This window comes from Marivibrio halodurans (assembly GCF_017963645.1).
Classification (GTDB): domain Bacteria; phylum Pseudomonadota; class Alphaproteobacteria; order UBA8366; family Aestuariispiraceae; genus Marivibrio; species Marivibrio halodurans.
This window is the reverse complement of record NZ_JAGMWN010000001.1, coordinates 294262-307256: the sequence shown is the minus strand read 5'-3', so window position 1 is coordinate 307256 and position 12995 is coordinate 294262. Positions and strand designations below refer to the sequence as shown.

Below are 12995 nucleotides of genomic sequence, written 5' to 3'. Positions count from 1 at the left end.
CAATTCAAATCAAGGTCGGGGGAAATGCGACCGAAAGCGAGGATGATCGCGGCGATATGGGGGCGTCGCTACGTTGAGGTGTTCGCGCGAGTCTCCCTGCCTTCCTATCTTGCCTCGGGGAATATACCGAGCCTGGTGGAGCGGGTCGAACTCGAGGTCGCGATCATGACCACGCGCGAGAGCGTGGCCTTGTTCGAGCGCGAGCCGACCTTCGCGGCTTTACGCCAGCATTGCACGGTGACCTTTATCCTGATCGACGATTTGGTGACGGATGGTCATTACGGCGTCACGCTGACCTTGGCCTTCGCCCGTGGTGTCCGCTCGGCGGGAGAGCGGCAGACGGACAGTTGGTTCATCTTTATGAACTCGGATTTCGTCCTGGCGGACGGCTCCTTGGGCATGCTCGCCGAGCATATGAGCCGGAACGAGGCACGCTGCATTCTGGCGCCTTCGCTGCGTGTTCAGGCGGAGCCAGCCGTACCCCGTCTGCTGGAGGCGTTCGACCCGCGAACGTCGACCCTCGCCATGGGAAAGCGGGATATGGTCGCCATGGCGTTCGAGATGCTGCATCCGACCGTCGTCGGGAAGACGGTGACGCAGGATCTGTTGGCCGCCCACACCTACAATCAAATCTTCTGGCAGGTGGATGATGCCACGCTTCTGGCGCGGTATCACTTGATCTTCATGCTGGCGATCCGGCCGGAGCGTTCGATGCCGCCGGTCACCTCCTATTGCGATTACGGGTTCGTGCCGGATCTGGCCCCGTCGGGGCCGTGGGTGGTGCTCGATGATTCCGATGACTGTTTCATCATGGAATTGCAGCAGACGGCGCAGGAGCGCGAGCTACTCTTCGCCGGGGTACATGATCCCGCCATGATCGCCGATGGGTTGGCCGCCTGGACGACCAAGGAGCATCGCGCCGTCGCTGAACGGGATATCGTCTTCCATGCACGGGATTTGCCGGCGGGATTGGCACGGCAGAAAGCTGCGTTGAGCGCGTTCATGGACCGTATCGACGCGGCCCTGAACAAGTGTCCGCCAATCGCTTACGCGAACCATCCCTATTGGTCGCCGGCGGTGCGGATGTGGAGCCTTTCGCGTGCCGAGCAGGCGGGCACGGACCGCCCGGCCAGTCTGCCGCCAGAACTGGCGCAGGGGGAGGGTGGCCCATCCTTGAAGGATGGGGGCGCGGCATCGATCTATGCCCGCATTCTGCAGGGGGCCAGGCGGCGTCGCGGTCGGGGCATGCGGGTCGCGCTTTGGCACAATCAATGGCCGGATATATGGCTGATCGAGCGGGAGTTGGAGGAAATCGCGCGGGACAGGGCGGCCCGAACCCTCGTGGCGGATGGTGGTGACGGGACGCTCGCGGCCGAATGCGTGCGCCGCCTCGACGCCACGACGTCATCGATCGAGGGAATCGGCGAAACGTCGAGTGCCCAGGGCGGCCCCTTCGACGCGGTTGTCGTCCGTCTGCCATGGGATAGGGTTGAGGAAATCCGGGCCCTGATCGCGCGGACGCAGCCGTTGCTGGCGCCGGGCGGTGTTCTAAGGCTCTGGATACACCATCCCGGCGCGTCGGCCGACCCGGCCAATCATACCGACCTATTTCCTCTACTGGTCGAGGGGATGCTGCCGCGTGACTGGTTGGGATGGACGATTTCAACGCGGTTGGTGGGGGGGCGTCTCAGACGCCTTCTGCGACGATTGGAATTGTCCTGTCTGCGCGCGCTTTGGCCGGGACGCTGGCGCGAAACCCCGGCGACCCTGTTGGCGGCGGTCATGCTTCCCTTCATCGCCACGGCGATGGCGGGCGTGAATCTTCGTCACCGCGCGTGCTCCCGGGTGGCCCGTCCGGCCTTCTGTACGAGTATCCTGCTGACCATGCGCCGGCGAGGCGACGGAAATACGCGCGACGAGAATTCCCCTTAAAGCGTGGAATCGGCATGCAAGGGGAAGGGCAGTTGACATCGAGATAAGCACTTGCGAAGAGCAGATGCTTCAAAACAGGTGGGTAAAAGATGCCGGATCAAGGAAAGTTTCTGGTTGTCGGTGGCGACAGCCTTGTCGGCGGCGCCACCGTGAAGGCGCTCGCGGCGCGCGGTCACGAGGTTCTGGCCTCGACGCGACGGGAGGAGACCGTGGGGCCGGGGCGCGTTCTCATGGATTTCGAACGCGAGGAGACCTATCGCGCGCCGGAAGGCGTCGATTATGCCCTCGTCATCGCGGCCGCGACGAACTACGAGCGCTGCGAGACCGACCCCCAGGCCCGGGTCATCAATGTGGAGTTGATCCCGCGGCTGGTCGCCTCCCTGTTGGAGCAGGGAATCTTCGTTACCTTCATCTCGACCAATTCCGTGTTCGGTGGGGAGCGTCCTTGGCCGCACGAGGATGACCCGCACGCGCCGGGCATCGCTTATGCCCGGCAGAAGGACGAGGGTGAGCGCGAGATACTGAAATTCGCCGACGAATTGGACGCGCGCGACCGGCTCAATATCACGCGGCTGACCAAGATCATGGAATCGGACACGCCACCGTTGCCGAACTGGCTCGCGGCATGGGACAAGGGCGAGGTGGTAACCCCCTTTTCCGACCTGATCTTCGCGCCGATGTCGACCCGGTTCGTGGGTGAATCCTTGGCCACGATCGCGGAAAAGAGGGTGTCCGGTAATTTACATCTTTCGGGTGCGGAGAACGTGAGCTATACGCGGTTCGCGGAAGCCTTGGCGGGCCGGCTTGGTGTCGATTCTGCCCTTATCGAAGCGACGACGTCGACGGAGAAGGGGATTCATATCGCCTTCAAACCGACTTATAGCGGCTTGGGCATGACCCGGACGCAGGAACTGACGGGGCTGCGGCCGCAGCCGCTCGAAGCGCTGGTGCGGGACCTGTTCCCGGCCGCGCGGGACTTGGATTGAGGGGAGGGGCTGTCTTGAAAATGGACGTTTCCGTGGCGCATCGGGATACGTGTCGCTTGTGCGACTCGCCGAACGTGGAACTCGTGGTCGCGCTTAAGCCGATTCCTCTTTCGGAAGGCTATACCGACGATCCCGAAACCGCGCGCCAGGCCGCGCGCTATTCGGTCGATGTCTATATGTGCGCCGATTGCGGCCATGTTCAGCATCTGGACGTCATCGATTCGACGAACCTTTGGGACTCCTACACCTATTATTCGGGTGAGGCGAAGGGGATGCCGGAGCATTTCCGGCAGATGGCGGACACGATCCTGGACGCCACCAAGCCACCGGAAGGCGCCCTGGTCGTCGATATCGGCAGCAATGACGGCTCGCTCCTGGTGCCCTTCAAGGAACGGGGTTATCGCGTGCTCGGCATCGATCCGGCGACGGAAGTCGCGCGCCGCGCCAATGAGCGCGGGATCGAGACCTTCTGTAACCTTATGACCCGGGACCTCGCCGAGCGGGTTCGGAAGGAATACGGGCCTGCGCATGCGATCTGCGCCTTCAACGTCTTCGCGCACGCGGACGACCTGGGCGAGATGGTTGATTGCGTCCGCACCATGCTGGCACCGGACGGTCTATTCTTCTTCGAGGCGCAGTATCTGCTGGATATCATCGACGGTGTCCTCATCGCGTCGATTTTCCATGAGCATATGAGCCACCATTCGGTGAAGCCGCTGATCGATTTCCTCGATCGGCATGGGCTGGAGTTGATCGCGGTCGAGCGCGCGCCGATCCAGCACGGCTCCCTGATCGGGACCGTTCAGTTGAAGGGGGGCAGGCGGCCGGTCGAGACGTCGGTTCATGAACTCGTCGCGCTGGAGAACGAGCGCAAGCTCGATCGGGTCGAAACCCTTCGGGAGTTCGATGCCAAGCTCGTGCGGATGCGCGAAGCGACCGCGGCCCTGGTCGATCAATGGCGCGCCGAGGGTAAGACCGTCGCCGCCTATGGCGCGGCGCGCAGCGGGCCGACCCTGCTGGCCCAGCTCGGTCTGCGGGACAAGATCGATTTCATCGTCGACGATCATCCGCAGAAGGTCGGGAAATACTCATCCGGCGATGGTATTCCCATTCGTCCGACGGCAGAATTGCTGGAGCGTATGCCGGACTACACCGTGATCCTTGCCTGGGTGCATTCGGCGAAGATTATCGAATCCAACCCGGATTATCTGGAGAAGGGCGGCCATTTCGTCGTGCTTTGCCCCGAAACCCGGGTCGTCGGCAAGGACGGCGACGTCAAGATTTAACGCGAAAGCGCGCGGCCGCGTTCCAGAACGCGCCGCCAAGAAGGCGACTAAGCATGAGCGAGACGCAGAAGACCAAGGAAGCACAGTACCAAGTGATCGTCGAGGCCGCGAAGGAGCGCGGCGTCGAGCGGTTCGGCCTGCGCAGCAGCGAGAGTTGGTACGAAGACCCGAAGCATCTGGTCTTCCGGCTATCGCGCTACAAGTTCGTCGCCAAGATGCTGCAGGGGCGCCGCCACGTTCTGGAGGTCGGATGCGGCGATGCCTTCGGTATCCGCATCGTTCAGGCGGAAGTCGAGAATCTGACGGCGATCGATTTCGATCCCGTCTTCATCCAGGACGTCAACGACCGGATGGTGGAGCGCTGGCACTTCGATGCCCGGGTTCACGACATGCTGGACGGCCCGGTCCCGGGATCGTTCGACGCGGTCTATTCGCTGGATGTGCTGGAGCATATCGAGCCGAAGGACGAGCGTGTCTTCCTGGAGAACAGCTTCGGCAATCTCGAAAAGAACGGGTGCGCGGTCATCGGCGTCCCCTCCCTGGAAAGCCAGGTCTATGCCTCGCCGCAATCGAAGGAAGGGCACATCAACTGCAAGACCGGCCCGGAGTTGAAGGCGCTGCTCCAGAACTATTTCCACAACGTCTTCATGTTCAGCATGAATGACGAGGTGGTCCATACCGGCTTCCACAAGATGGCGCACTATAACTTCGCGGTTTGCGCGGGGCTGCGATGAGGCCGCTTATAGATTTAGCCTAAGGAAAGTTTTCAAACGTCCGCATATCGAATGAGTATGTAACTTACATATCCTTATTAGGAACAATCATAAACTTTAAAGAAAACGATGAGGATAGGATAAATGACAATTTTCGGAGCATATGAAATCCTTCATCAGTCCATGAACGGTTGGACGAGTTTCTTATTTAGCCGGCAGTACTGGTCTCGCGATCGGATTCTTGGCTATCTTTCTCTTTTGACGTTCTGGATCATTGTGCCGCTGATTTGGCTTGAGATTCCCCAGGGGCTTTTTGCCGGGACGGATGGCCGGTTATTACAGCTTCTGATTGAAAACTCTCAGTCCAGCGGAATTCCCTGGCAGACAAACAATATAAACACAATGCAGGGCGCTTTTAATTTAGCGTTACCATTCAATACGGCTCTAAGCTCGACATTTCCCCTTCTTTATATTGAAGGGTGGAATGGTGTTTTCATTTCATCGGTTATAAATTTTCTACTTTTTTCCAGCTCTATTTTCTTTTTATCGCGCTGCCTTGGCCTAAATAATATTTTCTCTTTTTTGGCAGTTTTTGCTTCATGTTTGCAGACTATATACCCTTTTCAATATATTTTTAGCACTTCTGTTCAATTTTTAATTTGGCCGACAGCATTTCTGTCGATTGCGCAGTTTAATTTTATGCTTGGAATCGCATTTATAAATAATAATAAAAATCTAATTTTAAGGTATTTGTCGTTTCTTTTGATTTTGGTTTGGTCTATATCGTCTGAACCTCTATGGGTTTTGATAAATGGGATGTTCTTCTTTCCATTCTTTGTGATTGCGTTGTTGTCAAAGGGGCGGGCGATACTAATTCATTCCGCCTACCTTTTTGGGATAATCGTTATTATTTCTGCTTCCGGGCTGTTGGAGTATATATATACTCTTGGTATTGGTAATTCTCGTTCCATGGTCATGGAAGCCTGGAGAGGGGCTGGATTCCCCGTATATACTTCAGGAGTTTTTGTCGGAAAGTGGACTTTCCTTATCCATATTTCTGTTTTTGTATCCTTGTTGTTTGGGGCCCTTTTCACAAAGGGACGAAGGCAATTCATCTCATTTTCAATGTTTTCGTGTTTGGTAGTATTTTATCTCGTTGCTACCTACTATCTAGCCTATGCTCAGGTTTGGCCATTTCCTTTCCCGTTATATTATGAAACCCATAGTTATTCGGTTTTCATCGTAGTAGCGGTCGGTGTTATTGCAGCTATCTTGCGGGACGGAATCGACGCGACTCCAATTCATCTGTCCTCTTGGGGGCGTCGGGCGGCTTCCGTTACATTTTCTTTAGTGGCTCCAGTAGTTATCGTGGCATGCGCGATGAGCTTGGCGCCAAATCGCTCCATCATCTATCAGGAACCAATAGAATCTTATCGTCCGATCGCGGAACGTGCTCTTGATATGCTCCGGCAGGATGGGGGGGAGGAAACGCTTTTTACCGTATCGGTACTTAACATCGGGCGTGATCAAACTCCTAGCTTTAATCATGTAACTGGCCATTTGCTGAACATGGGGGCGCGAACCATGAATGAATATGCGCAAGTGGTGACACCTCCAGCTCACTTCCTTACCACGCGGCTTACGGATTCCGAAGAAGCGACAAAAGATCAATCACATCCGTATAACCATTATAAGGCGCGGTTCAACAAACTGACGATTGCCTCATATCAGGAGAACTTGTTCCGTTCGTTTGCGGTAAAGGTGGTTGTTTCCGGGGAGCCGCTTCATCATGCCGCACTGGAGGCTGGACAGCGTGTGGATATAGCCAATGGCGGGCATGCCTATGTTCATCGGGTGCGCAACCCCGAGGTAATCCTTCGTCCGAGCAGAATTGAACAAACCACGTCCATAGCGAAAACTATCGCCCTTCTTCAGCAGCCGGATGTGGATGTGCGTGAAACACTCTTGTTAAAAACACGGCCTCTGGACGACTTTGTGCGTGCTGACGATGCCTCCTTGCGGGTCGGTAAGAATAAACTACACGTCACGATAAAGTCAGATGGTCCAACCATTATCGTATTGCCAGTTTATTATTCCCACTGTTGGAAGATTGAGGATACGGATGGGGTGGGAGCACGAATATTTCGTGGAAACGGTGCCTTTACGGCGCTTTCCGTGAACCGTTCCGCTGAGCTAACCCTCCACTTCACTTATGGAATATTTAATGCCGGGTGTCGACGCCGGGATATGGAGGACTGGCGGGACGATATCGATGCCATGGCTGAAGGACCTGGACTTTGGGATGTGCAGGATTTGATCGTTTTCGAGAAAACACCGCGCGAACGACTTTTCGAGGCCATTATACAGGCGAAGTGGTGAGATCATGGTGATGACTCAGCGCATGAAGTTAATGAAAAGCATTATTCTGGCCTTTTCTCTTCTCATTATTCCCCCCAGCATACTTTTTCTGGCCAAGGATTTTCAGACATCCTTGCTGGCAAGACATGGCTATGAGCAAGCTGCAAAAATCGTCGACATATGGCGTCAAGAATCGCCGACATGTGATCCAGATCGACTGTCCGATGTGTTCAAAGGGCGTCCTGCGTTAAAAACCTTGATCTGGGGACAGGACGTAACACTGATGTGCCTTGGTGAAATTCGTGTTGTTAGCGTACCTGTATGGCAGCCATTTTGCGCTGATATCGTCAAAATCAGCAGTAAACGCGGGCAAACTTTGTATTTGAATGGCGAAGAGGTTGATGGGCCCGTCGCGGATGAGGATTGTACTGGTCCTCTCGCTATTTTCTTCGAGCCACAGCCATATGCGCAGGCTGGCTTCGCGCAGGCGAACCAAATTTTACGCGAATGGCGCGAAAAGGACCCGGTTTGTGATCCGGAGGAAGCGGCGCGCCTGACTGCTTCGCACGCGGACTGGAAAACATCCGCATGGGGGGGGGCCGTGACACTTGGATGCGCGCAGGGAACGCATGTGATCAGTTTCCAGGTATGGCCACCGATCTGTGGAGACTTGATCGATATTATTCGGGAGAATGATCTATCGTTCTTCCTTGATGGGATGGAACTCGACCCGAAGACCGTGCCCAAGGATTGTACTGGTGCCCTCGCGATCATCTTTCCGCCGGAACCCTATGGGGAAGCAGGCTTAGAACAGGCCGAAACCATTTTACGGGAGTGGCGAGCGCTTTCCCCGACATGCAATTCCGAGGAGACGGAGCGCCTAACCGCGACTCGGAAGGATTGGACGGAATCCAAATGGGGAGGGACAATCGACCTTGAATGCGCAAGGGACTCACGCGTGATAAGCTTCCAGGCGTGGCAGCCGGTCTGTGAGGAGTTCGCTGCATTTCTATCGGACCAGGATGTCTTCTTCTTGGTGAACGGTCTTCCGGATGTGGATCGTGATGCCATCAAGGATTGTACTGGCAAGGTCGCGGTGATCTACCCAGTCCGGGGCGGGGGAGCTTCGGCGAACAGGAGCTAGTGTGTGATCCCACGCATACGTGCATCGGGGGCAACGATATTGGGGCGAGAATATGGGGAGTAGGGGCATCATGAGCATGCGGGACCATGATGGACGGACACCGGAGCAGGGCGCGTCAGGATCGTCGGTCGAAATATCTGTTCTTGTTCCATTCTATAATGAGGACCAGAATATCAAACCCCTCTACGACGAACTCGTCGAGGTGCTGGAAGGTGATGGGCGCGCCTTCGAACTGGTGTTCGTCAATGACGGTAGTAGTGATGGGACGCGTGCGGTTCTCGATGATTTGGCCGCGGCGGACACGCGCGTCGTCGTTATTCATTTCGTGCGGAACTTCGGCCAAACGGCGGCGATGTCCGCGGCGATCGACCACGCTTCCGGCGAGTTGCTGGTTGGGTTGGATGGAGATCGTCAGAACGATCCGAAGGACATCCCCACCATGCTGGCCAAGCTGGACGAAGGATTCGACGTGGTGTCCGGCTGGCGTCGTGACCGCAAGGATACGATGCTATCGCGGAAACTGCCGAGCCAAGCAGCTAACTGGCTGATTTCGCATGTGTCCGGTGTCAGCCTGCATGACTATGGCTGCTCCCTGAAGGTTTATCGTCGACGCTATATCAAGGATGTCCGGCTTTATGGCGAGATGCATCGCTTTATTCCCATCTATACGAAGTGGATGGGCGGCCGTGTGACTGAAATGGCCGTGAACCACCGTGCGCGCGTGGCCGGTAAATCGAAATATGGTTTGAAGCGTATATTCAAGGTCGTCCTGGACCTGTTGCTCGTGAGTTTCCTCGACCGCTACCTGACGAAACCGATTCACTTCTTCGGGGGGGCGGGGCTCATTTCTATAGCCCTGGCGTTTCTTTCCGGTGGATATTCGGTTTTCCTCAAGCTGTTCGAGGGGGTTTCCTTTATCGCGACACCGCTTCCCCTAATGACGGCAATGCTGTTCATGATCGGCGTGATCCTGGTGTTGATGGGCATTTTGGCGGAGGTCATTGTTCGCACCTACTTCGAAGGACAGGGGAAGACCACCTATATGGTGGATGTTCTTCGTAACGGTCAGAAGGACTAACGGCGCGCATGTGCGGTATCGCGGGATTCGTGGGTGTCGGTGACCGGTCCGACCTGGAGGCGATGACGCGTGCCCTAACCCATCGCGGCCCCGACGCGGAAGGTTTCCATATCGACCGCGACCGGGGGCTGCACTTAGGGCATCGGCGGTTGGCGATCCGAGACTTGGCGGGAGGTGGCCAGCCGATGTGGAGCCGCGACGCCACCCTGTGCGTTGTCTTCAACGGCGAGATATTCAATTTCGAGGATCTCCGTGCTGAGTTGGAAGGGGGCGGCCACCGTTTTGAAACCGACCATTCCGATACGGAAGTCCTGATCCATGGCTATCGGGCATGGGGCGAGGGCCTGGCCGAGCGACTGAACGGACAATTCGCCTTCGCGATATTCGACCTGGAACGGGAACGCCTCTATCTCGCGCGCGATCGCTTCGGAGAGAAGCCTCTCTACTACAGCGCCCGTTCCGAATTGTTCGCCTTCGCCAGCGAACTCAGCGCGCTGACCTGCCACCGCGCCGTGGGAACGGAAATTTCGGCCACCGCGCTCCAGAAGCTCTTCGCTTACGGCTATCTGCCTGCGCCTCATGCCCTCTATTCCGAAACCTATAAGTTGCCGGCGGGTCATTTCATGACCGTCGATCTGCGCACTCGTCATCACTGCACTATGTGCTATTGGCGGTTCGATCTCGAACCGGATGAGGACCTCGCAGCACGCGGTGAGGAGGTGCTGGCGGAAGAGCTTCGCGAACTTCTGACCCGCGCCGTGGCGCGGCGTCTGGTCAGCGATGTGCCGATCGGGATATTCCTGAGTGGCGGGCTGGATTCGAGCGGCATCCTCGCCACCGCAGCAACACATGTTCCGGCGGATTCCTTGCGCAGTTTCACGATCGGGTTCGAAGAGGCCTCTTACGACGAATCAGGCTTCGCTGCTCAAGTCGCGGAGCATGTCGGAACACAACATAGGTCCCGTGTGCTTAGCCTGGGTCACGCACGGGACCTTATCCCGTCTGTGCTCGACGGTCTCGACGAGCCACTTGGCGATGCCTCAATCGTTCCGACACATCTGTTAAGCGCCTTCACACGTGAGCATGTGACAGTCGCACTGTCCGGTGACGGCGGCGACGAGCTCTTTGCCGGATATGATCCTTTCGCGGCCTTGGGACCGGCCGCGCTCTATAGCCGGACAGTGCCGCGGCCGCTTCACGAGATATTTCGTTGGCTGGCCGGGCAGCTTCCCCGTTCCGGTCGGAACATGAGCCTCGACTTCAAGCTGCGTCGGACGCTGGCCGGTCTCTCGTATCCGGAATCGGCCTGGGCACCGGCCTGGATGGCGCCGATCGACTCTAAGGAGGCTACCGAACTTTTCGATCAGCCGATGCCCATGGAAGAAGTCTATAGCGAAGCGATGGATCTTTGGGAGACGGGCCCCGCGCGAGGACGGATTGACCGATTGCTCCAGTTCTTCACGCAGATTTATCTGCAGGATGACATCCTGACGAAGTCCGATCGGGCCAGTATGATGTCCTCCTTGGAATCGCGGGCGGTCTTTCTCGATAATGATCTTGTGTCATTCTGCCAACGCTTACCGAACCGCTTCAAATTCCGGAACGGCCAGCGTAAATATCTGCTGAAGAAGGCGCTGGAGCCGCTTCTACCGACCGAGATCGTCCATCGGCGCAAAAAGGGCTTTGGTATTCCACTGGCTGATTGGATGTGCGAGGTGCCACAGGAGATTCCGATGTTCCCGATACCCGGTACCGATACCGGTTGGGCTCGACATGCCTGGGAGGCTCACCGCACTGGGCGGGCGGATTATCGGCTTTTTATGTGGACATGGTGGAGCCTTCAGCGCGCAGCCCATCGATCACCCGCCATGGCGGCGACAGTGCCGGCATAGGGGAAGAAGGCGCGCCGGTTATGGATAGAGAAACCTACGCTGCCGAAGCGGCCCTGGAGGAACGCCATTGGTGGTTCGTGGGCCGCCGAAGGCTGTTCGCGCGAGAGATAGGCCGGGCAGGGGTATCCCGGGACGCCCGTGTGCTTGATGTTGGAACGAGCACGGGGACCAACCTACGGCTTATGCGGGATATGGGATTTTCTGATGTGACAGGCCTCGATATGAGCGAGGAAGCGATTCGCTTCTGCCGCGATAAGGGGCTGGGGGAGGTGAGGCAGGGTGATATCTGCCAAATGCCCTTCAAGGATGGTCATTTCGACCTCGTACTCGCGACGGATATCGTCGAGCATGTCGATGACGATGCCCGGGCCCTTTCGGAAATTTTCCGAGTCGTCCGGCCCGGAGGTTACGTCCTGATGACCGTTCCAGCCTTTCAAAGTCTGTGGGGTGCCCAGGATATTCTATCGCATCACAAGCGGCGTTACCGTAAGAAGGGCTTCGAATCCTTGGTCGCTGTCTCCAGACTGCGCGTACGGCGGAGTTACTATTTCAACTTCCTGCTATTCCTACCGATTTTTTTGGTTCGCCGGATTATTTCAATGCTAAAGATACCCCAAAAGAGTGAAAATAGATTTAATGCGCCTGTAATAAATGAAATATTATTATTTTTATTTACGTTGGATTGCCTGACCGCTCCGTTCATAAGAATACCTTTCGGAGTTTCTGTTTTGGTATTAGCGCAGCGCCCTGAAAGCGAGTAATGAACCGGTTTGAAATGGAGACCGTCTTAAAATGAAGAATGATCTAGGAGAACGAACAATTGAGGATTTTGGCGACCAGTGGACGAGATACACTGGAAATGAAGGCTATTATGGGTCAGTAGAGCTTTTGGCTGATATCTTGGAGCCACTAGTCCCAATTCAGGAAATTCACGATAAGCGTATAGCTGAAATTGGTAGTGGCTCCGGACGCATCGTTCGGATGCTTTTAGGAGCAGGTGCTAAACATGTGACGGCTATTGAACCCTCTCGCTCAATGAACGTCCTCAAGAAGAATACAGAGGACCTAGCCGATCAAATTAGATATGTCGAAGCCCCAGGCCAAGAGATGCCGGTAGACGATTCCTACGATATGATACTATCTATCGGCGTTCTACACCATATACCAAATGCTAAAGAAGTCGTCGAAAGGGCGCGTCAATGCCTAAAAGATGACGGGCTAATGATTGTATGGTTATATGGAAAAGAAGGTAATGAAGCATATCTCGGACTTTTTTTGCCGCTTAGGGTAGTAACCTCTAGGCTACCTCACGGCCTTCTCTCTATTCTTTGCCATGCCTTAAATGTAATACTTAGCGGATATATATGGATGGCGCACTGGCTCCCCGTTCCACTTCGTGGTTATATGAGAAACGTGATCGGGAAATTCTCTCGAGAAAAAAGATATCTTGTTATATACGACCAATTGAAACCAGCATATGCAAAATACTATTCTCAAAAGGAAGCAATTGACCTCCTGTCGTCTTGTGGTTTATCCGATATCGCTACACATCACCGCCACGGGTACAGTTGGACTGTTGTTGGTTATAATCGAGGTATGTAACCAT

Annotated in this window: 10 protein-coding genes; all 10 read left to right on the top strand. The window is 55.9% G+C overall.

The window, feature by feature from the left end; genetic code table 11:
- The first annotated feature begins 165 nt into the window (after positions 1 to 165).
- Positions 166 to 1932: a hypothetical protein gene (locus KAJ83_RS01335; protein WP_210680214.1), complete on the top strand. Its 1767-nt coding sequence runs from the start codon at positions 166 to 168 to the stop codon at positions 1930 to 1932.
- A gap of 89 nt (positions 1933 to 2021) precedes the next feature.
- Positions 2022 to 2918, top strand: coding sequence for a sugar nucleotide-binding protein (locus KAJ83_RS01330; RefSeq protein WP_210680213.1), 897 nt, complete (start codon positions 2022 to 2024; stop codon positions 2916 to 2918).
- A 56-nt stretch (positions 2919 to 2974) separates the two neighbouring features.
- Positions 2975 to 4204 carry a class I SAM-dependent methyltransferase gene (locus KAJ83_RS01325; protein WP_210680212.1) on the top strand — a complete coding sequence of 410 codons (1230 nt, stop codon included), beginning with the start codon at positions 2975 to 2977 and terminating at the stop codon, positions 4202 to 4204.
- A 53-nt stretch (positions 4205 to 4257) separates the two neighbouring features.
- On the top strand, positions 4258 to 4938 hold the full coding sequence (locus KAJ83_RS01320) for a class I SAM-dependent methyltransferase (protein ID WP_210680211.1): 681 nt from the start codon (positions 4258 to 4260) through the stop codon (positions 4936 to 4938).
- Positions 4939 to 5061: 123 nt separating this feature from the next.
- Entirely contained in the window at positions 5062 to 7296 is a 2235-nt protein-coding gene (locus tag KAJ83_RS01315; protein ID WP_210680210.1) for a hypothetical protein, read from the top strand.
- A gap of 4 nt (positions 7297 to 7300) precedes the next feature.
- Positions 7301 to 8419, top strand: coding sequence for a hypothetical protein (locus KAJ83_RS01310; protein ID WP_210680209.1), 1119 nt, complete (start codon positions 7301 to 7303; stop codon positions 8417 to 8419).
- Between the two features lie 70 nt (positions 8420 to 8489).
- Positions 8490 to 9497, top strand: a complete 1008-nt coding sequence (locus KAJ83_RS01305; RefSeq protein WP_246484143.1) for a glycosyltransferase family 2 protein — start codon at positions 8490 to 8492, stop codon at positions 9495 to 9497.
- A gap of 8 nt (positions 9498 to 9505) precedes the next feature.
- On the top strand, positions 9506 to 11389 hold the full coding sequence (gene asnB / locus KAJ83_RS01300) for an asparagine synthase (glutamine-hydrolyzing) (RefSeq protein ID WP_210680207.1): 1884 nt from the start codon (positions 9506 to 9508) through the stop codon (positions 11387 to 11389).
- Positions 11390 to 11409: 20 nt separating this feature from the next.
- Positions 11410 to 12150: a class I SAM-dependent methyltransferase gene (locus tag KAJ83_RS01295; RefSeq protein ID WP_210680206.1), complete on the top strand. Its 741-nt coding sequence runs from the start codon at positions 11410 to 11412 to the stop codon at positions 12148 to 12150.
- Between the two features lie 31 nt (positions 12151 to 12181).
- The gene (locus tag KAJ83_RS01290; RefSeq protein WP_210680205.1) at positions 12182 to 12991 is read left to right on the top strand and encodes a class I SAM-dependent methyltransferase; all 810 of its coding nucleotides are present in this window, start codon (positions 12182 to 12184) and stop codon (positions 12989 to 12991) included.
- Positions 12992 to 12995 lie beyond the last annotated feature (4 nt).